Below are 20,074 nucleotides of genomic sequence, written 5' to 3'. Positions count from 1 at the left end.
ACGCAGCGCGGCCATTCAGGTGATCCCTCCGAGCGAGGGGGCGAACGTCGATCGATCGGAAACGCCCGTATCGTGGTGAGACGTCATCGTGGCCGGCGTCTTACGATACGACGCTGAAAAATCCTGTGAGGTGAACTACCTGTGGGAGGTCCCACCACGTGTCTGTGGATGCCATCCCAACGAATCCACGCCCCTCAGGACTACTCCCCAGTCCGATCGTCACCCGGCGGCCCGTTTCTCGATTGCTCCACGACCCTCGAAGTTCACTGCCCGATCGAAACGCAACCTTTGTGCCGCCGAGTCGCGGTCTGTAGGCCAATGAGCGCCGACTCGCCCCGGATCCGCCGCCTCGCGGACTGGGATCACGACGCCCTCTCCGGACTCGCCGCGGAGTACGGAACGCCTCTCTACGTCACGGATCTCGACCGGGTCGCTGCCAACTACAATCGGATCGACGACGCCTTCGCGGGCATCGAATGCATGTACGCCGCGAAGGCCAACACCGGCCAGGCCGTGGTGGCACGCCTCCTGGAGGAGGGCGCACACATCGAGTGCGCCGCCGCGGGCGAACTCCACCGCGCGGTCGAGGCCGGTGCGGAGCCAAACACCCTGCAGTACACGGCCACCAACCCCCCAGCGAACGATCTCGACTGGGTCGTCGACTTCTGGGAGACCGAGGCCCCGGAGCTCACCGTCACGATCGGCGCGACTGACACCCTGGACCGGCTCGAGGCCCGCGGGTTCGACGGTCGTCTCGCGATTCGCGTCAACCCTGGCATCGGCGCCGGCCACCACGAGAAGGTGGCGACCGGCAAGGACGCGAAGTTCGGAATCCCCCACGAGGACGTGCCAGTGGTCGCGGCCGACGCCGCCGAGCGCTTCGACCTCGTCGGACTCCACGCCCACGTCGGCAGCGGGATGTTGACTGCGGAGGACCTCGACGCACATCGCCGCGCGCTGGAGCGGGTGGCCGAGGCCGCGGAATCCATCGAGGCCGATCTCGGTGCGGGCCAGGATTCGGGGGCGGAAGACGCCGCGCTGGAGTTCGTCGACGTCGGCGGCGGGTTCGGGGTGCCCTACCGCGAAGACGAAGCGCCGCTCGACCTCGACGCCGTCGCGGACTACCTCCACGAGACCTTCGACGCCGTCGACGCACGGCTGAAGGTCGAGCCCGGCCGCTACGTCGTCGCCGACGCGAGCCTCGTACTGACCGAGGTGAACACGATCAAGCCCGCCGCGGAGTCCACCGTCGTCGGCGTCGACGCCAGCCTCGCGACGATGATCCGGCCGGCGATGTTCGACTCCTATCATCCGATCCGGAATATCTCTGCCCACGGCGGCGACGGAGGGACAGAAGATGGAGCTGGGGGGACCGACCGCGAGACGATCCCGGCATCCGTCGGCGGCCCGCTGTGTACCAGCGCCGACGTGTTCTGCACCGGACGGCTGATCGCGGAGCCGCGGCGGGGCGACCTCCTCGCAATCGGCAACACGGGCGCCTACGGCATCGAGCTCGCGAACCAGTTCCACTCCCAGCCGAAGCCGGCGGAGGTCGGTCTCTCCGGCGGCGAGGTCTCCGTGCTCCGCGGGCGAGAGGGGTACGAGGACCTGCTGGACCACGAGCGGCTGCGGTAATCCGACGGAGTTCGCGTCTGACTGCTGTTTCGTTTCCCATTGTCTCGGCCCTCTTCAGTCACTGCAACGCCGCGCCGATCTCGCGGAACCGTTCGGCGGGGACGCTCTCCGGTGCGGCGGCGATCACCGACAGGCCGTCCGTCCGGGCCCGATCGACCGCCTCGTGCTCGGGGACGACCGTCACCGGCGCGCCGAGCGTCCGCTCGACGCGTTCGACCGGCGGATCCCGAGCCCGGTTCAACACGACGCGCTCGACGCCTGCGTCGAGCACGCGAGCGAGCGCACGGGTCCGAAGCGCGTCCGGTACTGCGACGCCGTCGGGCGTGGTGACGAGCAGACAGCTCTCCGCGGCGTACAGCGGTAAACCGGCGTCAGCCGCCATGCCAGCGGGGCAGTCGACGACGACCGGGCCGTAGTGCTCGTCGACGCGTTCGAGCGCACGCACCAGCGCCGTCGGATCTGCGGCGCGGGCACCGGCGAGCGTCCGGCCACACGGCAGCACGTCGACCTCTGGCCCAGTGTCGGCGCCGCTGCACTCTCGAACGGCTTCGATCACGTCGGCCCGGTCGGCGAGCACGTCGTGGAGGTCCGGCCCCGGGCCGTAGGGCAGGTCGGCCATCCCGAGATCCGCGTCGACGACCACCCCATCGAGAGCGTCGGCGACGTTGAGGGAGACCGTCGACTTGCCGACGCCACCTTTCCCACCGACGACGGCGAGGATCACGGGCTGGAATCCCCACTGATGACGTCTGGCTCGGCGCCAGCCTCGACGGCGCTGCCCGACGACTCGACGCTCACCGACGGCGGCGCAACGGCGTCTCGAGGCGGCGACGGATCACCGAGCACGCGCAGGACGTCGTCCGCGGTCGGATCGTCGCCGACGTCGTCCGCCACGGCGTCCCCTCGAGAACTGGCCGCCGCTGGTTCCACCGACTCGATCGTCACCGGCGGATCGGCGGGCGGTTCCGGGCTCGCGAAACCGAGACTTCCCACGCGCCCGGTCGGGACGACCACCTCTGCGGCGTCGCCGTCCCAGGGCGCGGCCGGAACGCCCTGGACCCTCGGAGGCCAGGTCGCGCCGTCGATTGCCGACACGAGGCGGATGCGGTGCGCGTCGACGCCGGGTGCATCGACGCGATTGTCCAGTCGCACGGCGACGAGCGTGACGCCGCCCGGACGCGCCGTGGTGCAGTCGAGTTCGACCATGGGAGAGGTCGCCGCGGAATCGCACTTGAAGGTGTGTCTGCAGGGGCCTCACTCCGGAGCCACGTCGAAAGGACTCTCGCCCTCCGTCCAGTCCCAGCCCGGCAGTCGGGTCTGGACGCCGGCGGCCAGCCCGGCGTCGAGGTCGTCCATGCCCGCAGTTTCGTCGGTGTCGTGGGCGATATCGGCGTAGTGGAACGTCGCCTCGGCGAGGAGCCGGCGGGGCTGCTCACCGGCGATCGTCGCGGCGAGTTCCCTGCCGAGCCACTCGTCGACGACGAAGCCTGGGTAGTCCTTCTCGACGTCGATCCCGCGCAAGGTTGCGACGAGCGCGGCGACGTTGACCGCGCGGTCGCCGTCGGCGAAGACCTCCGCGACGACGGATTCGTAGTCCGTGGCGTCGATGTGGTCGACTGAGGTGTCGAAGGCCGTCCCGAGTTCGTCCCGGACGTCGTTGACGAGCGCGACGACGACGGGCGAGCGATCGAGCACCCAGGACCGCTCGGCGGCGACGCGGTCGGGGGTCAGTTCGAGCTCTGGCGTCGGTGGGGGCGTCATACCGAACGTCGCGCGGGGAGCCCAATGCCGTTTGCGGGAACCGACGAGCCGTTTGCGAGAAACGACGGGTGCGTCCGGACGGCCGCCTAAATCGGTGCAATACCGCGTCTATCGCCCATTTCGGGTATTGCCAAGGCTTTTATATTCCTGAGCGGATAGAACGAAGCAAGCGGTTTCTACCGCCGCGGTCACCGACTTCGATTCGAAGAGTACGATGTCCTGTAACGGTATCACTGTCGGCGTCTCAACGGACGGTGCGGTCGTCCGCTGCGGTCGACGATCGGCAGGCGGTTCGACGCAGTCCGGTGCCCCGTCGGTACTCCCGTAGCTACATATGAGTGCTGTAGAGCAACAACTCGACGAACTGAAAGCAGAGATCGTCAGCGAGCTTCCAAGCAGCGTCACTGTCTCGGAGGTTACCTACGAAGGGCCCGAACTCGTCGTCTATACCCGCGACCCCAAGGAGTTCGCCCAGCAGGGCGACCTCGTCCGACAGCTCGCCTCGAAGCTCCGAAAACGCATCACCGTCCGGCCCGATCCCGACGTCCTCCTGCGACCCGAGGAAGCCGAGGAGAAGGTTCTCTCGGTGATCCCCGAGGACGCCGGCGTCACCGACCTCGACTTCCACGCCGACACCGGCGAGGTCGTCATCGAGGCCGAGAAGCCAGGGATGGTCATCGGCCGACACGGCTCGACGCTCCGCGACATCACGAAGGAGGTCGGCTGGACCCCCGAGGTCGTCCGCACGCCCCCGATCGAATCCTCGACGGTCTCGAACGTCCGGAACTTCCTCAAGCAGGAGCGGGACGACCGCCGCGACATCCTCGAGCGGATCGGCCGACAGATCCACCGTGAGGAGCTCTCCGACGACGAATACGTCCGGATCACGACGCTTGGCTGCTGTCGGGAGGTCGGCCGCGCCGCGTTCATTCTCTCGACGCCCGAGACGCGCATTCTCATCGACTGTGGCGACAAGCCCGGCGCCGAGGGCGAGGTGCCCTACCTCCAGGTGCCAGAAGCACTCGGTGCAGGCGCACAGAACCTCGACGCCGTCGTTCTCACGCACGCCCACCTCGACCACTCCGCGCTTTTGCCGCTGATCTTCAAGTACGGCTACGACGGCCCGATCTACACGACCGAGCCGACCCGCGACCTGATGGGCCTCCTCCAACTGGACTACCTCGACGTGGCCGCGAAGGAGGGCCGCGCGCCGCCGTATGAATCAGAGATGGTCCGCGAGACGATCAAACACACAATCCCGCTGGAGTACGGCGACGTCACCGACATCGCGCCGGACGTCAAACTCACGCTGCACAACGCTGGCCACATCCTCGGCTCGGCGGTCTCTCACTTCCACATCGGCGATGGACTCTACAACGTCTGCTTCTCCGGGGACATCCATTACGACGACACCCGGCTGTTCAACGGCGCGCACAACGACTTCCCCCGCGTCGAGACGCTCGTCCTCGAATCCACCTACGGCGGCCGCAACGACTACCAGACCGACCAGGCCGACTCCGAGCGCAAGCTCAAGCGAGTCATCAACGAGACCTACGAGCGCGACGGGAAGGTCCTGATCCCCGCGTTCGCGGTGGGTCGCTCCCAGGAGATGATGCTCGTCCTCGAGGAGGCGATGCGCGAGGGCGAGATTCCGACGATGCCCGTCCACCTCGACGGCATGATCTGGGAGGCCACGGCGATCCACTCCACGTATCCGGAGTATCTCCGGGACGACCTCCGCGATCGCATCTTCCACGAGGACGAGAACCCGTTCCTCGCCGACCAGTTCAACCACATCGACGGCGGCGAGGAGGAGCGCCAGGAAGTCGCCGACGGCGAGCCCTGCATCATTCTCTCGACGTCGGGGATGGTCGAGGGCGGCCCGATCATGTCCTGGCTGCGCCACATCGGTCCCGATCCGGATGCGACGATGGCCTTCGTCGGTTACCAGGCTCAGGGAACCCTCGGCAGCCGCATCCAGAACGGCTGGGACGAGATTCCGATGGACGACCGTGGCCGCAACGGCGGCCGCTCGGGGACTCTCCAGCTCGAACTCAACGTCGAGACGGTCGACGGGTTCTCCGGCCACGCGGACCGCCAGGGGCTCGTCGACTTCGTGAAGACGATGAACCCGCGCCCGGAGAAGGTGCTCTGCGTGCACGGCGACGAAGGTTCCGTACAGGACCTCTCTTCGGCGCTCTACCACAAGTTCGACATGCGAACGTTCGCGCCGAAGAACCTCGAGACGTTCCGCTTCAAGTAGCCCGCCGACGGTCCGTTGGTCTCGTTATTCTCGGTTCTCTCCGGATTCCAAATCCCCCGTTCGTGCGGTCGGCGTACACGACCGGGGAACTGACAGTGTCGACCCCACCGATCAGTTGGGTATGCGACGACGATCGGTCCTTTCCGGCATCGCGAGCGCGGTGGGCGTGGGTGCCACAGCGGGTCTCGCCGGCTGCCTGCAGCAAGGCGGCTCCAGCGGCGAGTCCGTCGAGGACCATCCCGCGGCGAACGCCCTCGACGGCCAGCCGTTCATCGGTGAGGCGCCACTCGAGGCCGAGAAGCTGATCGTCGCCTTCGAGGATCCTACCTGTACGAGCTGTTCGCGGTTCCACACGTCCACCTTCGACGACGTCCGTAGCGAGATCGTCGAGCCGGACTCGGCGTCGTTCGTCTACCGCCCCTACCGCTACACCGGGCGATCGTGGGCGACGCCTGCGATCCACGCCGTGCTCGAAACCACGGCGCGCGATCGCGACGCGGCGTGGGAGTTGCTGGGGTTCTACTACGACACCGTCACCTCGCTGTCGGGGAGTTCGTTCGCGACGGAGACGCGCTCGTTCCTGGAAACGTCGACCTCAGTCGACGCCGAAGCCGTCATCGCGGCCAGCGAGGCGCGCACGCATCAGTCGGTTCTCGAGACGGCCGAGGCCGACGGAGACGAGGCCGGCGTCGTCAGCACGCCGACGTTCTACCTGTTCCAGAATGGCACGTTCGAAACCGAGCTGACGGGGTCGGTCGACGTCACCGCCTTCGAGGCGGGGTTCCGGGTGTGATCTCGCTTCCGACGAGCCGATCGGACTGGCGTCTCGTCGGGCGGACGGTCAGGCTCGTCCTCGGCCGGCCGCCATACGCCTCGTTCGCACTCCTCGTCGGGAGCCTCGTGGCGATCGGGCTGTCAGCCTCGCAGAACCTCCGGTTCGTCGTGCGCGTGCTCGTCTCCGCGGAGGTCTCGATCGGGTTCAAGGTCGAGTTTCTGTCCTCGCTGTTGCCGTTTCTGGGCCCGCAGTTCGACGCGTTCCACGGCACTGCGATCTACGCGATTGCGGCACTGACAGGCGTCAACGTCGCCGTCCTCGCCTACCACCTGCTCGAGCACGACCTATCCGTCGAGGGCAGTGGCGGAAGCGCTGCCGGCGTCGTGTTCGGCACTCTCGGTGCCGGCTGTGCGGCGTGTGGCCCTGGGATCCTCGCGGGGGTCGTCGGGGTCGTCGGCGGTGCCGGCCTTCTCACGGCGCTCCCCTTCCATGGACTCGAGTTCTCGATGGTCGCGGTGGTGGTCCTCCTGCTCTCGATCTACTGGCTCGCGGACGGTATGCGCGGCGGCGAGATCCGGGGCTGTCCGGTGGATCTGGATCGGTAGTTCGCTCTGCCGCCTGGCTCCTCTTATATAAACCCCACCGTCGGATACTGGGTCGGAAGGTGGCCCCCCATTTATACCGAGTGCACCGCCCTCGGTCCAGGTGATGACGGCTATCGAAACGCAGTCGCTGACGAAACGCTACGGCGAGGCGGCCGCCGTCGACGGGCTGGACCTCGTCGTCGAGGAGGGCGAGGTGTTCGGCTTCCTCGGCCCGAACGGCGCCGGCAAATCGACGACGATCAACATGCTGCTGGATTTCATTCGGCCGACCTCGGGCAGCGCGGTGGTGCTTGGAATGGACGCGCGAGCGGAGAGCCAGGCGATCCGTGAGCGCATCGGCGTCCTCGCCGAAGGACTCGACCTCTACGGGCGGCTCACCGGTCGCCGACACCTCGAGCTCGCACTCGAGTGGGCCGACGGCACGGAGCCGCCCACGTCGCTGCTGGAGCGAGTCGGACTCTCGACCGACGCCGCCGAGCGAACGGTCGGTGGCTACTCCAAGGGGATGAAACAGCGCCTCGCGCTCGCGATGGCGCTCGCCGGTGACCCTGACCTGTTGATCCTCGACGAGCCCTCGACCGGTCTGGACCCGAACGGGATTCGAACGATGCGGGAGCTGGTGCGGGACGCGGCCGACGACGGAGCGGCCGTCTTCTTCTCCAGTCACGATCTCGGGCAGGTCGAGTCGGTCTGTGACCGGGTCGGCATCCTCAACGACGGCCAGCTCGTTGCGGTCGACACCGTCGACGGCCTCCGGGAGGCGGTCGGTGCCCACGCCGAACTCTACCTCCGGATCGCCGACGAGCCGGACGTCGACCTGCAGTGGATCGACGGCGTCACCGAGGCCACCTACCAGGACGGCCGGCTGACCGTCACCTGTGACGACCCCCGCGCGAAGGCGCGGGCGATCGGTGCGTTGCGAGACGCCGGCATCGAGGTACTCGACGTCGACGCGTCGTCGGTGTCCCTCGAGGACGTGTTCGCCGCGTACACGAACGGCGACGTCGATCTCGTCGAGGAGAGCGGGGACGCCGAGGAATCGGGCCGCCTCGCGGGGGTGCTCCAATGAGCGTCACCTGGCGGGACGTCGCTCGCAAAGACTTCGAGGACGTCGTCCGCTCGAAGCTCCTCTGGGGGATCACGATCGGGTTCGTCGGCCTGCTGACCCTCTTCCTCGTGGTGGGGTGGGTCTCGGGTGGCACCAACGACTCGACGATGACGGATCTGCTCTCGGGAATGGCCCAGTTCGTCGTCTACTTCGTCCCGCTGATCGCGCTGGTCGCTGGATACATGGCGATCGTCGGCGAGCGTAGATCGGGGAGTCTCCGGGTCCTCCTGAGCTACCCGTTCTCCCGATCTGACGTCGTGTTCGGAAAGGCCATCGGCCGGAGCGTCGTCGTCGCGGCGGCGATCTGCTTTGGATTCCTCGTGGTGACGCTGCTGGGCGTTCCGATGACCGGCGACCTTGCGATCGTCGATCTCGTTCTCGTCGCCGGGTTCACGGTCATGCTCGGCGTTACGTTCACCGCGCTCGCCGTCGGGATCTCCGCGGCCACGTCGTCCCGGGGCATCGCGCTCGCCTGGGCCGTCGGCCTCTTCTTCCTCATGCTGGTCCTGTGGGAGGCGCTCGCCGTCGGCATCTACTATCTGATCGAGGGCACCCGCCCCGGCCTCGAAGCGGAGGCGTGGTACTTCGCGCTCTACCAGGCGAACCCCCTGGAGAGCTACCGGATCGCGATCGGTGCGGTCACGGACTCCTTCGTCTGGCCGTTCGTCCAGCTCGGTCTCGAGGACGTCTCCTTCGCAGAGACCGGTCCAGGCGATCTCCAGACGAGCGCACGCGTCGAGGGCGAGGTTCCGTTCTACCTCCGCCCCTGGTTCTCGGCCGTCACCTTCCTCGCGTGGACGGTGATCCCGCTCGCGATCGGCTACCGACGGTTCGAGAACGCCGACCTGGAGTGACGGACCGCTGACCGCCCTGCCTGCTGCCAGCTGCTCCGCGCCGTCCCGTTTCGGCCCTCCATCCGTTTGCGATTCGGTCCCTGCCCGACCGCGTCGGCTCCCACACCCAGTCCTACCCGACCGCGTCGGTTCGCACAACGACTGGTCCTCACGCCCGCGAAAAGGGACCTCCTTTATCAGCGTCGGCGTCCCTACTCGCTACCGTGTCGAGCCAGGAACCGGTCGCGGGAGCGGTCCCTCGATCGGAATGAACGCTCCCGCCTCGCGAGCCGAGTGGTCGTCGATCTGGCGGGCGATCCACCGGACGCTCGCGACGCCCGGGATGCTCCCGCTGGCGATCGTCGCCGCGATCGTGATCGCCACCATTTCCACGATCGCTCGGCGCCTCTCCTTCGTCGCGAGTGTGCTCGGCGGCGATCTGCCGATCGCGCTACAAGTCGAGTTCCTGCTGCTCTACCTCCCGGTGATCGGTGGCCTTCCGGAGGGTCTCCCCGACGTCGCTGGCCTGCTCCTCGCCGTGCTCGCGGGCGTCACCGTAGCGGTGCTCGTCGACGAAACGGTCACAGGAGACGGCAGTTCGGCGGGATCGTCCCGGCGCGACGCGGGGCTCGTCCTCGGCGTGCTTTCGGTCGTGGTGGTCGGGTTGGGTCCGGCGCTCCTCGCGGGCCTGGCCGGACTGACCGGTGCGACGGGGCTCCTGTCGACGCTCCCACTCGGCGGTCTCGAGTGTTCACTTCTGGGAGTTCCCGGGATGATCCTCGCGATCTTCTGGATCGCACTCGAGGGCGAGGACGCTCCCCCGGGCCCCGATTCCGACGACGGCTGATGCTACCGTTCAGTCGTCGGAGAGGGGCTCGGCCTCCGCGGGATCGACGACCTCGCCAGCGTCAGGGTCGACGCCCACCCGATCGCAAAGATCGAACAGCGGGCAGGCCTCCGGACCGTCGAGACAGGCGGGCTTCCGGGCAGAGCAGTACTCCCGGCCGAACTGGATGCTTGCGGTGTGGCCGAACCCGCATTTCTCGCCGGGAATCTCCGCTTCGAGCACCGCCCTGACACCTTCGTGGTCTGCGTCGGCGGGTGCGATTCCGAGGCGACGATAGATCCGATGAACGTGGGTGTCGACGGGGAAGACGCCCTCGCGGCCAGCGGCGAACAGCAGGACGCAGTCCGCGGTCTTGGGGCCGACGCCGTTCATGTCTAGCAGCGTCTCCCGGACCGTTTCGTACTCCGCCCCTGCGACGAACTCGTCGAAGGCTGCCGCGGAGCCGTACTCCGCGAGGATGCGTTCGGCGACCCGCTGGAGGACCTCCGACTTCTGGTTGTGGAGTCCGGCCGGGGAGATGGTGTCGGCGATCGCCGCGCGGTCGGCGGTGGCGAGGGCCTCGGCGAGGTCGGTCGGCGCGGCGTCGCCCGTCGCGAACGCGAGATCGGGATCGACGCCCTCGGCGTCGGCATCGTCTCGGTCACGGCCAGGCCGCTCGGGATCGAACCGTTCGATCAGCGCGTCGTAGGCCGGCTGGCTCGCCGCGTCGGAGGTGTTCTGTGAGAGGATCGTCCGGACGAGGCAGTCGACGGGCGCCCGTCCGCCGTAGGATTTCTGCCAGTAGAGCCCGCCGAGCCGATCGACGACCGCTTCCGGGCGAGTGGCGGGCTCGCTGGCGTCGAAGCGGGCCTCGCGGCCACCGCCGGACGCTCCGCCGCTGATGTTGCGTGCCGGCTCCTCGGGCATGGACGCGTGTCGGGACGTCTGCGGGGTAGATCTGTCGGAAGCCGGCACCCCGCTACGCGCCGGGTCTCCTCACGACTCACGATCTCCCGGCGGTTCCCCCGCCGGCAGGGAGAACCGGACGACGTTTCCGCGGGGATGATTCTCCTCGAAGGAGAGCTGGCCGCCGAGTGCGTCGACACACCACTGCATGACCCAGAGGCCGAGCCCGGTGCCGTGGGCGGTGCTCGTCGTCGAGGTGTCGCTGTCGAGGGCGTCGACCTCGATCTCTGGGATCGGGGGGCCGTCGTCGGCGATACCGACGAACACGCGTCCGCTCTCCGACCCCTTGCCGATCGAGACCGTCACGGACGGGCGGTCCGTATCGTTGTGCTCGATGGCGTTCTGGATCGCGTGTTCGAGTGCGTACTCCAGTCCCACGTCGGCGTTGACCCAGCAGTCCTCGCGCACGTCGATCGACACGCTGGCAGCGGGATACTGCTCCCGAGCCTCCGTGACGTACGTTTCGACCAGCTCGCCGACGGCCGTCGGGGACCGCTCTGTCGCACCGGGATCCGCGATCTGTTCGATCTGTTGGACCGAATCGCTCAGCTGGCCGATGTCGTGTGCGACCTCCGTGATCGTGTCGACCTCCTCCAGCAGGGTCTCCGACTCGATCGCCGACCTGAGCCGGTCGGCGTACCCCATCAACACGTTCGTCTCGTTGCGGAGGTTGTGACGTATGACGCGATTGAGGAGCCGAAGCCGGCGCTCTCTGGCCTTGTACTCGGTAATGTCGCGGACTTCGGCGAGCACGCACTCCCACCCGTCGATGGTGGTCGCTGTGAGCCGGACGCGAACCCAGAGCAGCTCACCGTTCGCTCGTTCGACGCGCCACTCGAAGGTGGGCGTCTCGCCCGTGGCCGCCGCGCGGATTCGTTCTTTGGCCACCAGGTGGGTATAGCCGGCGTCCGGCGCGCTGTACTCGCCGACGTCCATCTCTCGCAGGTCGTTCGCTGGGTAGCCATAGAGCTGCTCCAGGCGATCGTTGACGTCGAGGGTCGCACCGGACTCGGGGTCGTGGAGCGTCACACCGGTGTCGAGCGAGTCGAAGGAGGGCGGTAATGTCACATCGCAGGGGATCGCCATAGAGCCGTTGTGACTGAGCGACTCAAAAGGGTTGAGATACGGTACGCAGATTGCCTGCGGCTCGCGCCGCGCGGGTGGGTCGACCGTCGCGTCCGGTGGGATCTCGGCCCTTGATTTCGGCAAAACGTTTTCTCCCGCGCCTCCGAGGGTGCCGGTATGTACCGAGTGGCGGTCGTCGGCGTCGTCGTGCTCGTTCTCGGCCTCGTCGGCTACGCCGTCGGCGCCCAGACGGCGTATCCGGGCCGAGCGTTCTCCGTCACGGCGATCATGGCCGGCATCGGTCTGCTCGGCCTCGGCCGCTCGGAGTCGGAGGTGGCGTCGTGACGATCCAGTCCGTGGTCTACGACGACCGGGGGACCACCGAGTACGACGAGGTCGGTTCGGCACGCGCCGCCAACGGTACCACATGGATCCGCGCCTCGAACGCGACGGAAGCCGAGCGCGAGGCGATCTCGGAGGCGTTCGGCATCCATCCGCTCGCGATCGAGGACGTGTTCGGCGAGGTACGGGCCAAGACCGAGGAGTTCCCGACGTACACGTTCGTCCTCGTCAAGAGCGTGGAGTTGACCCGCGGCGAGACGACGTTCGACGAGGAGGTGCTGGCGGAACCTATCGGCCTCTTCGTCGGCGAGGACTGGATCGTCTCGCTGGCACCGGGCGCCGACGAGCCGATCGAGCGGGTCTGGGAGGCCGTCCAGCGCGGCGACGAGCGCATCCTCCAGCGCGGTCCCGACTTCACGGCGTACCGGATCGTCGACGCCGTCGTGGACGAGTATTTCCAGTTACTGGACCACGTCGGCGAGCAGATCGAACGAGTCGAGGACGACGTGCTCGTCTCGACGGAGATCGAGACGCTGGAGGCGATCAACGCCGTCCGTCGGGATCTCCTCTCTTTCCGAAAGCTGGCCTGGCCGATGCGCGAGGCGCTGGGCGTGCTCTCGCGGGGCGACCCCGACCAGGTCGCACAGGAGACGGAGAAGTACTACCGCGACGTCTACGATCACCTCGTTCAGGTGGTCGACCTCGTCGAGACCTACCGCGATCTCACCACTGGCGCCCGGGACATCTACCTCAACACGCTCTCCCAGTCGACGAACGAGGTGATGAAGGTCCTCACGGTTATCGCGACCATATTCCTCCCGCTCACGTTCGTGGTCGGCGTCTACGGCATGAACTTCGAGGGCAGCCCCTACAACATGCCCGAGCTGGGCTGGGAGTTCGGCTATCCGGCGGTCATGCTCGGAATGGTGCTCGTCGCACTGCTGATGGCCTGGGGATTCCGGGAGCGGGGATACATCTGAGCGTTGCCGTGGACAGCTCGAGAGCGGGTGGACGATCGACCGCGGACTAGCGCTTGTGCTCGACGCGCGTGCTGCCACACTCCGGGCAGCGGGTCATCGTGCCGACGCCGGTGACCTCGATCGTGTCCCACTCGTCGCCAGCGGGCGCGCTGAATCGGCAGGCGTGACAGACGAGGGTCGCGGGTTCGGTGGAGGAGGTGCTCATGCGGGGATCACCGTGATGAAGGTTCACACGGGGCGGACAAATAGATTGGCCCGCTAGGAAACTGAGCGTCTCCCGGAATAGTTGGTACCGCGACCGCAGACGCCTTGGAAGCCCCCTCCCGCTCGCGGCCTCTGACTCGCTGCGCGCCTCGCTCCCTCCGGTCGCTCGGTGCTTACGTCGTCAGAGACCGCGAGCGGTCGGCCCCTTCCAGTCCCACCCGGAGGACAGGTGGAGTCGCGCGAATCCCCGGTGGAACGTGAAGAAGAGCGTCGAACGGTCGTCGGTCCAGCGATCGACGGCGGCGGTCAGGTCAGTCCTGCGTCGCGCCAGGGTTCGTGATGGCGCCGTTTGCCGCGGAGCCAAAGAGCGCGCCGTACTTCGCGAGGACCCCGCTCTCGTAGTTCGGCTCGGGCTGCTCCCAGTCCTCGCGGCGGGCTTCGAGCTCCTCGGCCGGGACGTCGACGTCGAGGACGCGGTCGGGAATGTCGATCGTGATCTGGTCGCCGTCTTCGAGCAGGCCGATCGGGCCGCCGTCGTGGGCTTCCGGGGCGACGTGGCCGATCGAGAGCCCCCGCGTCGCGCCGGAGAAGCGGCCGTCGGTGATCAGCGCGACGTCCTCGGAGTGGCCCTGGCCGTCGCGGGCGGCGGTGACGCCGAGCATCTCGCGCATGCCGGGGCCGCCGCGGGGCCCCTCGTTCCGGATGACGATGACGTCGCCGGACTCGACGTTGCCCTCCTGGACGTACTCCATGGCCGCCTCCTCGTCCTCGAACACCCGGGCGGGGCCCTCGTGGTGCATCGTGCCGTCCTTGGCGGTGATCTTGATGACGCCGCCCTCCGGCCCGAGCGAGCCGGTGAGGATCTTGATCGCGCCCTCGTCGTGGATCGGGTCGTCGACGGGGTAGAGGAAGTCGACGTCGAGGTCGGCGATCGCGGGCGGATCGATTCGCTCCAGCTCCTCGACGATCGAGTTGCCGGTGACGGTGAGCGCGTCCTCGTGGAGGTAGCCGCCCTCGTAGAGCGCGTTCAGCACGACCGGCACGCCGCCGACCTCGTGGAGGTCGTTCATGACTTTCGTCCCGCCGGGCTGGAGATCGGCGATCTTCGGCGTGCGCTTCGAGATCTCGTTGAAGTCCTCGATGTCGAGCTCGATGTCGGCCTCCGCCGCGAGGGCGAGCAGGTGGAGCACGGCGTTCGTGGAGCCGCCGATGGCGACCTGCAGCGCGATCGCGTTCTCGAAGCTCTCTCGCGTGAGGAAATCCGAGGGCGACCAGCCCCGTTCGACTGCCTCGACGACGAGTTCGCCGGTTTCGGCGGCGACGTCGTAGCGCTCCTCGACCTCGGCGGGCGGGCCGGCGCTACCGAGGGGTGAGAAGCCGAGCGCTTCGGAGAGGGAAGCCATCGTGTTCGCGGTGAACATCCCGCCACAGGAGCCCGCGCCGGGGCAGGCCTGGTGTTCCATCTCGACGAGCTCGTCCTCGCTCATGTCACCGGTGGCGACCGCGCCGACGCCCTCGAACATGTTCTGGATCGTGATCTCCCGGCCGTCGTGCTCGCCGGGCATGATCGAACCGCCGTAGAGGAAGGCCGAGGGGAGGTCCGTCCGGATCATCGCCATCATCATCCCCGGCATGTTCTTGTCGCAGCCGCCGACGGTGACGAGGCCGTCCATGTGCTCGCCGAAGGCGACGAGTTCGACGGAGTCCGCGATGACCTCTCGGGAGATGAGCGAGGCCTTCATCCCCTCCGTCCCCATCGAGATCGCGTCGGAAATCGTGATCGTGCCGAACTCGATGGGCATCCCCTCGCCATCGTCGACGGCGTCGTAGGCCGAGGCCGCGACGTCGTCGAGGTGGACGTTACACGGCGTGACGTCAGCGGCCGGGTTCGCGACGCCGATCATCGGCGATGCGAGGTCCTGGTCGTCGTACCCCATCGCTCGGAACATCGCACGATGCGGTGCCTTGTCGTACCCCTCGGTGACTTCTGTCGAGGGGAGGTCCTCGCGTTTCTCCGGCGTCTCCTCTGGCTGCTCCTGCTGCTGGCTCATGGTACGTCTCTGCGTGGCGAAGGGATAAAAAGCGTCCCGAAGGCGTGGTGGTTGCTGCTGTCAGTTTCGCGGATCGCTCCCGCGGACCGACACCGCCCCCGAGCCGTCCAGGGCCGCCGCGCGGTCGGTGATCGCCCGGTCCGACGCGGCGTGCACGTCGGCGGGCTCGATCGGCGCGTCGGTCCACGCCGGCAACCGCGAATCGGCGCCTGGCGGTTGGATCGCGTCGGCGTAGGCCCGGACCTGCTCACGTTCGGCAGCGCGGTCGTGGGGCACCCCGTTGTGCCTCGCGTCGGCGGCGTACTGCTCGACGAGGCGATCGCCCGCCGCGAGATAGCGCTCGGTCAGCACGTCGAGTTCGGGCTCGACTCCCTGATCGGCCAGCGCCCGGAACAGCGCCGACCCGACCTGTTCGCTCATCGAGGCGAGGCCGCCGTCGCCGTCGACGCTGCGGTGGTCGTGGCGGTGGATGCCGAGGTCGACCTGGGCGGACCCCTCGGGTCCAGCGAGCCGGTAGGCCTCCCCGAGCGTGCCGATCTCGAGCCCCCACGCGCGCTGGGCGCGCATCGACCGTGCGAGATCTGCCGTCGTCGCGAACTCGCCGGCGAGGGCGTAGCGAAAGGCGCCGAAGTAGTCGACCGCAGGGTGAGGTTCGAGGTCGTCGAGCGCGGCGAGCAACGGCTCGTAGAACAGTCTGCAGAGCCGGCCGTAGAGCCCGTCGTCCTCGACGCGGGCGTAGTAGCCTTTCGTGAAATCGAACCCGTCCGCCAGCGGGGCGAGGAGCCGCTGCACGTGGCTCGCGTCGTAGCTCGTCGCGTCGGCGTCGTGGACGACGACGTACTCCGCGGCGTCGGCGGCGACGCCGAGGCCGAGCCAGACGTCGGCGCCCTTGCCCTGCGGGAGATCGTCGCCACTCGTTCCCTCACGGAGGCCAACGTCGGCGAGCACGGCCTCGACCTCGGGTGCGTTGCACCATAGCACGTCGAGCGGCAGGTCGAATCCAGCCAGCCAGGACTGCACGGCTGCGATCTGCTCGGGCGGCGCTCGGACCGGAACGACGACGGACGCGACGTCGAGATCGGCGAGCGTCTCGAAGGTGTGCTCGGCCGCGGGCCGCTCGACCTCTCGGGGCATGATCGGGACCACGACGGCCGTCTCGGACAGCGGCGCGCCGGGGACCGTCCCGCCGAGGTCGTGGAGGGTGGCGACCCGCTCCTGCACGTACTCCATTGTGACACTGGAGGGGTCCCAGCCTCTAAACCGCGGCGGATCCGGCACGCGCTCGCGTCGTCGTTCGTCTCGCCAATCCGCCACCGATTCGTCGCTCAGTGTCCCGCCGGCCGGCGGCGTTCGTCGGTGTGCGCCGATGTGCACCGTCGCCCGAAGGTGTCCAGATCGGCCGACAGACCGACTGCAAGGGCCGCCTTCCTGAAGCGCAATCCCTAACATCGGTGCTCACGTGGGCAGTCGTATGCGCGCCGAGCCCCAGTCGTTCGACCGGGTGCTGTCCTCGATGTGCACGCCGCCACATCCGACAGCGCGCGAGGCCGCAGAGCAGTTCCTCGCGACCAACCCCGGCGATCCGGCGACCTACCCCGCCGTCGCGGAGATGGAGGCCGAGGTCGTCGACGCACTCGGCGAGATCGCCTCGCTCTCGGACCCACACGGCTTCGTCGCCAGCGGCGGCACCGAGGCCAACATCCAGGCGGTGCGAGCGGCACGAGACAGATCGGACGCCCGCGATCCAAACGTCGTCGCACCCGAGACCGTCCACTTCTCCGTCCGGAAAGCCGCCGAGGTGCTCGGCGTCGAACTCCGAACCACGCCCGTCGACGACGGTTTCCGTGCCGATCCCGCCGCGATCGACGCCGCGACCGACTCGGAGACGGCGCTGATCGTCGGCGTCGCCGGCTCGACGGAGTACGGTCGCGTCGATCCGATCCCGGCGCTGGGCGAGGTGGCGACCGACGCCGGCGCCATGCTCCACGTCGACGCGGCGTGGGGCGGATTCGCCCTACCGTTTACCGACCACGACTGGGATTTCGACGTCGACGCAGTCGACACGCTGACCATCGATCCCCACAAGCTCGGCCGGGCGGCGATTCCCGCCGGCGGTCTGCTGGCACGCGAACAGGCGACCGTCGATGCGCTCGCCGTCGAGACGCCCTACCTCGAATCGACGACGCAGGCCACGCTCACGGGCACGCGATCGGGCGCTGGCGTTGCGAGCGCGGCAGCGGCATTAGATGAGCTCTGGCCGGAGGGCTACCGCGAGAGCTTCGAACGCCAGCAGGCGCTCGCGGCGTGGCTCGCGACCGAGCTCTCAGATCTCGGACTCGACGTGGTCGAGCCGTCGCTCCCGCTCGTCGCCGCCGACATTGGCGCTTCGGCGTTCGACGCGTTGCGCGAGGAGGGCTGGCGCGTCTCGCGAACGCGCGCCGGCGAGCTTCGCGTCGTCTGCATGCCCCACGTCACCGAGTCGATGCTGGAGTCGTTCCTCGCTGACGTTCGTGCGGTTCGACGCAGTGCCGTGCCTGCTGCGGACGATTAGTTCCGGCCACGACGCTTTCTCCACGATCCGTGACGAATCTCGGCTGCTCAGTTTCTATTCGAGCGTCCCGCTGTTCCCGCTGTCTCCGCAGCACCCCGCAGTACCCACCGCCACGTGCCCACTGGATACCACACGCCTGCGTCTTCCAATCCTCTCCCTCCCTCCCCGTTCCTTTGACGTACCGAATTCGTTCGACCGCGTCGCTCGTCGCGACCGGCTATCGGCCTTCGAGATGCGACGAACGAACGACGAAATTGAGAAAAACTGAACGGACGGGCGACCACGGTCGGCTGCAAAGCGGTGGGGGACGGGGTCGTCTACCGCCCTCGGCGATCAGGTTCGGAGGTAGTAGACCTGCTTGCGGGCGTCTCGGAATGAGTAGCGCGAGCCGATGATCTCGGCGTCCTCGAGGCGGTTGAGCGCGTAGCGAACCGTTCGATCCGGCAGCAGGGATTCCTCCGCGAGCTGGCCCTGGGAGAGTGGGTGGTCGCTCTCGAGCACCTTCGCGACGAGTTTCGCGCTCGGTGGGAGCTCGCGCAGACGGTCGCGGTATTCAGTTTCTGAGAGCGTTACTGCCTCCTCCGCACGTTCTTCCGCCGTCGTCGTGCTCATACGTCCACTGCAGCATTCAACCAGTGGTAAAACTTGGTATACTCGTGTAAATATTATAGGTACAATATAAGGTGTTTAATTCACATTCATATTTGGCTGGGCTCCCGTCCGAGCAGGAGGCCGCCCGCTTGCGAATCTGTCCGTCGTTCGGTGGCTGCGGGGTTCGCCAGACCGTAGCGAAGAGCCGGCCCAACCCTCGGCTGCCGTCGAACACTTGTGACTCGCACGAGTGGTCTCTGACATGGTTGCAATTCCAGACGAGTTCCAGGACCTCTTCGAGAAAGAGACGCTCGCCCACGTCGCGACGATGCTCCCGAACGACCTGCCACACGTCACGCCGGTCTGGATCGATTACGATCACGAGCGCGATCACGTCGTGTTCAACACCGCGCGCGGCCGCAGGAAGGAGCGCAACATCCAGGCGAACCCTGCCGTCGGCGTCTCGATGTGTGATCCCGAGAACCCCTATCGGTACTGTTCGGCGTGGGGCGAGGTCGTCGAAACGACCGAAGAGGGTGCCGTCGAGCACATCGACGAACTCGCGCGCCGATATATGGACGTCGAGGAGTACCCCTACAAGGACGCCGACGAGACGCGAGTGATCGTCCGAATCGAGGCCGAGGACGTGGTGACCGGGGAGTGAGCGAGGGGCGCCGCGGAGGACGGCCCCGCGACTGGCCCGCGATCGGCTCAATCGCCAGCGCGCATTCAGTACTGTTTTATCGCCGGAGTGTCGACCGATTCCACAGCGTGAAGGGACAGGAGTGGTACCAGGAGCACGACGTCGCCGAGGCCTACGAGGACAAGCGGTTCTCCGGCGGTGGCAGGCTCATCGACCGACGCGAGAAAGAGGCGGTGCTCGACGCACTGGGCCCCGTCGACGGCGATCGAATCCTCGAAATCGCGTGTGGAACCGGCCGGTTCACCGTTCTCCTCGCCGAGCGCGGCGCGGACGTCGTCGGGCTCGACATCTCCGATGCGATGCTCTCACAGGGCCGGGAGAAGGCTCGCGCCGCGGGCGTCGAGGACCACCTGGATTTCCTGCGTGGCGACGCCGGTCGCCTGCCGTTCCCGGACGACTACTTCGACGCGGTCCTCGCGATGCGGTTCTTCCACCTCGCGGACGCGCCCGAAGCCTTCCTCTCCGAGATGGAGCGTGTGACGACCGATACGGTCGTCTTCGACACGTTCCGGCGATACAGCTTCCGTTCGATCTACAACTGGGCGCTCCCGATGGGGTCGCGACTCTACTCCCGGTCGGAGGTCGAGTCACTCCTCGATAGTGCCGATCTCGAATTGGCCAACTCCGCCCACGACTGGGTGTTCCCCTACGGCTTCTACAGACAGCTCCCCGGCGCCATCGCCAAGCCGTTCCGCTTTATCGACGGCGGCCTCGGCTCGCTTCCCGGCGGCGACCACCTCGCCTCCGTCTCCTACTGGGAAGCGTCCGTGGAGTGAGACGCAGTGGAGTGAGGTGCCGCGGCCAATCGGCCGCTC

Annotated in this window: 21 protein-coding genes; 12 read left to right on the top strand and 9 right to left on the bottom strand. The window is 67.6% G+C overall.

Annotation, left to right across the window (positions count from 1 at the left end; genetic code table 11):
- The first annotated feature begins 318 nt into the window (after nt 1-318).
- Nucleotides 319-1,635: a diaminopimelate decarboxylase gene (lysA, locus tag MXF70_RS02610; RefSeq protein WP_248517139.1), complete on the top strand. Its 1,317-nt coding sequence runs from the start codon at nt 319-321 to the stop codon at nt 1,633-1,635.
- Nucleotides 1,636-1,693: 58 nt separating this feature from the next.
- On the opposite strand, the gene MXF70_RS02605 is transcribed toward lysA, so the two are convergent.
- From MXF70_RS02605 to MXF70_RS02595, 3 genes are read right to left on the bottom strand one after another with little or no spacing between them, the layout of a single operon-like run.
- Nucleotides 1,694-2,359 (bottom strand): MinD/ParA family ATP-binding protein, encoded by a 666-nt coding sequence (locus MXF70_RS02605; protein ID WP_248517137.1) that lies wholly within the window; start codon nt 2,357-2,359, stop codon nt 1,694-1,696.
- Nucleotides 2,356-2,841, bottom strand: coding sequence for a DUF7857 domain-containing protein (locus MXF70_RS02600; protein WP_248517135.1), 486 nt, complete (start codon nt 2,839-2,841; stop codon nt 2,356-2,358). Before MXF70_RS02600 ends, MXF70_RS02605 begins: the two co-directional genes overlap by 4 nt.
- 48 nt (nt 2,842-2,889) lie before the next feature.
- Nucleotides 2,890-3,396, bottom strand: a complete 507-nt coding sequence (locus tag MXF70_RS02595) for a DUF7984 family protein (protein ID WP_248517133.1) — start codon at nt 3,394-3,396, stop codon at nt 2,890-2,892.
- 334 nt (nt 3,397-3,730) lie between these two features.
- On the opposite strand from MXF70_RS02595, the gene MXF70_RS02590 reads away from it, so the two are divergent.
- The 6 genes from MXF70_RS02590 to MXF70_RS02565 all read left to right on the top strand — a co-directional run bounded on the left by MXF70_RS02590 (nt 3,731) and on the right by MXF70_RS02565 (nt 9,827).
- The gene (locus MXF70_RS02590; protein WP_248517131.1) at nt 3,731-5,659 is read left to right on the top strand and encodes a beta-CASP ribonuclease aCPSF1; all 1,929 of its coding nucleotides are present in this window, start codon (nt 3,731-3,733) and stop codon (nt 5,657-5,659) included.
- Nucleotides 5,660-5,780: 121 nt separating this feature from the next.
- Nucleotides 5,781-6,452, top strand: coding sequence for a DsbA family protein (locus MXF70_RS02585; protein ID WP_248517129.1), 672 nt, complete (start codon nt 5,781-5,783; stop codon nt 6,450-6,452).
- A complete protein-coding gene (locus MXF70_RS02580) occupies nt 6,449-7,039 on the top strand; it encodes a hypothetical protein (RefSeq protein WP_248517127.1) in 591 nt (196 codons plus the stop codon). Before MXF70_RS02585 ends, MXF70_RS02580 begins: the two co-directional genes overlap by 4 nt.
- A 103-nt stretch (nt 7,040-7,142) precedes the next feature.
- Nucleotides 7,143-8,108, top strand: a complete 966-nt coding sequence (locus MXF70_RS02575; protein ID WP_248517125.1) for an ABC transporter ATP-binding protein — start codon at nt 7,143-7,145, stop codon at nt 8,106-8,108.
- On the top strand, nt 8,105-9,001 hold the full coding sequence (locus tag MXF70_RS02570; RefSeq protein WP_248517123.1) for an ABC transporter permease subunit: 897 nt from the start codon (nt 8,105-8,107) through the stop codon (nt 8,999-9,001). The genes MXF70_RS02575 and MXF70_RS02570 overlap by 4 nt, the downstream gene beginning before the upstream one ends.
- Nucleotides 9,002-9,248: 247 nt before the next feature.
- Entirely contained in the window at nt 9,249-9,827 is a 579-nt protein-coding gene (locus tag MXF70_RS02565; RefSeq protein ID WP_248517121.1) for a hypothetical protein, read from the top strand.
- A gap of 9 nt (nt 9,828-9,836) precedes the next feature.
- Here MXF70_RS02565 and MXF70_RS02560 read toward each other — a convergent pair whose 3' ends face one another.
- Both MXF70_RS02560 and MXF70_RS02555 read right to left on the bottom strand, forming a co-directional pair.
- Complete coding sequence (locus tag MXF70_RS02560; RefSeq protein WP_248517119.1) at nt 9,837-10,733, bottom strand: endonuclease III domain-containing protein; 897 nt, start codon at nt 10,731-10,733, stop codon at nt 9,837-9,839.
- Between the two features lie 69 nt (nt 10,734-10,802).
- A complete protein-coding gene (locus tag MXF70_RS02555; RefSeq protein ID WP_248517117.1) occupies nt 10,803-11,858 on the bottom strand; it encodes a sensor histidine kinase in 1,056 nt (351 codons plus the stop codon).
- 156 nt (nt 11,859-12,014) lie between these two features.
- Between MXF70_RS02555 and MXF70_RS02550 the strand changes: the two genes are divergently transcribed.
- Nucleotides 12,015-12,182 carry a hypothetical protein gene (locus MXF70_RS02550; protein WP_248517116.1) on the top strand — a complete coding sequence of 56 codons (168 nt, stop codon included), beginning with the start codon at nt 12,015-12,017 and terminating at the stop codon, nt 12,180-12,182.
- Nucleotides 12,179-13,159: a magnesium/cobalt transporter CorA gene (gene corA / locus MXF70_RS02545; RefSeq protein ID WP_248517114.1), complete on the top strand. Its 981-nt coding sequence runs from the start codon at nt 12,179-12,181 to the stop codon at nt 13,157-13,159. The genes MXF70_RS02550 and corA overlap by 4 nt, the downstream gene beginning before the upstream one ends.
- 46 nt (nt 13,160-13,205) lie before the next feature.
- Here corA and MXF70_RS02540 read toward each other — a convergent pair whose 3' ends face one another.
- The 3 genes from MXF70_RS02540 to MXF70_RS02530 form a co-directional block, all read right to left on the bottom strand.
- Entirely contained in the window at nt 13,206-13,364 is a 159-nt protein-coding gene (locus MXF70_RS02540) for a DUF8106 domain-containing protein (protein WP_248517112.1), read from the bottom strand.
- 310 nt (nt 13,365-13,674) lie between these two features.
- A complete protein-coding gene (gene ilvD / locus MXF70_RS02535) occupies nt 13,675-15,414 on the bottom strand; it encodes a dihydroxy-acid dehydratase (RefSeq protein WP_248517110.1) in 1,740 nt (579 codons plus the stop codon).
- A 60-nt stretch (nt 15,415-15,474) separates the two neighbouring features.
- Entirely contained in the window at nt 15,475-16,644 is a 1,170-nt protein-coding gene (locus MXF70_RS02530; RefSeq protein ID WP_248517108.1) for a glycosyltransferase family protein, read from the bottom strand.
- Between the two features lie 241 nt (nt 16,645-16,885).
- On the opposite strand from MXF70_RS02530, the gene mfnA reads away from it, so the two are divergent.
- Nucleotides 16,886-17,965, top strand: a complete 1,080-nt coding sequence (gene mfnA, locus MXF70_RS02525) for a tyrosine decarboxylase MfnA (protein WP_248517106.1) — start codon at nt 16,886-16,888, stop codon at nt 17,963-17,965.
- A 333-nt stretch (nt 17,966-18,298) separates the two neighbouring features.
- On the opposite strand, the gene MXF70_RS02520 is transcribed toward mfnA, so the two are convergent.
- Nucleotides 18,299-18,577, bottom strand: a complete 279-nt coding sequence (locus MXF70_RS02520; RefSeq protein WP_248517104.1) for a winged helix-turn-helix transcriptional regulator — start codon at nt 18,575-18,577, stop codon at nt 18,299-18,301.
- Between the two features lie 241 nt (nt 18,578-18,818).
- On the opposite strand from MXF70_RS02520, the gene MXF70_RS02515 reads away from it, so the two are divergent.
- A complete protein-coding gene (locus MXF70_RS02515) occupies nt 18,819-19,220 on the top strand; it encodes a PPOX class F420-dependent oxidoreductase (protein ID WP_248517102.1) in 402 nt (133 codons plus the stop codon).
- 107 nt (nt 19,221-19,327) lie between these two features.
- A complete protein-coding gene (locus MXF70_RS02510) occupies nt 19,328-20,035 on the top strand; it encodes a class I SAM-dependent methyltransferase (protein WP_248517100.1) in 708 nt (235 codons plus the stop codon).
- The last annotated feature ends 39 nt before the right edge of the window (nt 20,036-20,074 follow it).

Source organism: Salinarchaeum laminariae, assembly GCF_023204835.1.
GTDB classification, from domain to species: domain Archaea; phylum Halobacteriota; class Halobacteria; order Halobacteriales; family Salinarchaeaceae; genus Salinarchaeum; species Salinarchaeum laminariae.
The sequence above is the reverse complement of the archived record's forward strand: the minus strand, read 5'-3'. Positions and strand labels throughout refer to the sequence as shown.

Excerpts from the sequence above, each read along its gene's own strand:
- lysA (WP_248517139.1), top strand. The coding sequence starts at position 319 with ATGAGCGCCGACTCGCCCCGGATCCGCCGCCTCGCGGACTGGGATCAC.
- MXF70_RS02530 (WP_248517108.1), bottom strand. The coding sequence starts at position 16,644 with ATGGAGTACGTGCAGGAGCGGGTCGCCACCCTCCACGACCTCGGCGGG.
- MXF70_RS02570 (WP_248517123.1), top strand. The coding sequence starts at position 8,105 with ATGAGCGTCACCTGGCGGGACGTCGCTCGCAAAGACTTCGAGGACGTC.
- ilvD (WP_248517110.1), bottom strand. The coding sequence starts at position 15,414 with ATGAGCCAGCAGCAGGAGCAGCCAGAGGAGACGCCGGAGAAACGCGAG.
- MXF70_RS02560 (WP_248517119.1), bottom strand. The coding sequence starts at position 10,733 with ATGCCCGAGGAGCCGGCACGCAACATCAGCGGCGGAGCGTCCGGCGGT.
- mfnA (WP_248517106.1), top strand. The coding sequence starts at position 16,886 with ATGCGCGCCGAGCCCCAGTCGTTCGACCGGGTGCTGTCCTCGATGTGC.
- MXF70_RS02595 (WP_248517133.1), bottom strand. The coding sequence starts at position 3,396 with ATGACGCCCCCACCGACGCCAGAGCTCGAACTGACCCCCGACCGCGTC.
- MXF70_RS02575 (WP_248517125.1), top strand. The coding sequence starts at position 7,143 with ATGACGGCTATCGAAACGCAGTCGCTGACGAAACGCTACGGCGAGGCG.
- MXF70_RS02555 (WP_248517117.1), bottom strand. The coding sequence starts at position 11,858 with ATGGCGATCCCCTGCGATGTGACATTACCGCCCTCCTTCGACTCGCTC.
- MXF70_RS02600 (WP_248517135.1), bottom strand. The coding sequence starts at position 2,841 with ATGGTCGAACTCGACTGCACCACGGCGCGTCCGGGCGGCGTCACGCTC.
- MXF70_RS02540 (WP_248517112.1), bottom strand. The coding sequence starts at position 13,364 with ATGAGCACCTCCTCCACCGAACCCGCGACCCTCGTCTGTCACGCCTGC.
- MXF70_RS02550 (WP_248517116.1), top strand. The coding sequence starts at position 12,015 with ATGTACCGAGTGGCGGTCGTCGGCGTCGTCGTGCTCGTTCTCGGCCTC.
- MXF70_RS02515 (WP_248517102.1), top strand. The coding sequence starts at position 18,819 with ATGGTTGCAATTCCAGACGAGTTCCAGGACCTCTTCGAGAAAGAGACG.
- MXF70_RS02590 (WP_248517131.1), top strand. The coding sequence starts at position 3,731 with ATGAGTGCTGTAGAGCAACAACTCGACGAACTGAAAGCAGAGATCGTC.
- MXF70_RS02520 (WP_248517104.1), bottom strand. The coding sequence starts at position 18,577 with ATGAGCACGACGACGGCGGAAGAACGTGCGGAGGAGGCAGTAACGCTC.
- MXF70_RS02565 (WP_248517121.1), top strand. The coding sequence starts at position 9,249 with ATGAACGCTCCCGCCTCGCGAGCCGAGTGGTCGTCGATCTGGCGGGCG.
- MXF70_RS02585 (WP_248517129.1), top strand. The coding sequence starts at position 5,781 with ATGCGACGACGATCGGTCCTTTCCGGCATCGCGAGCGCGGTGGGCGTG.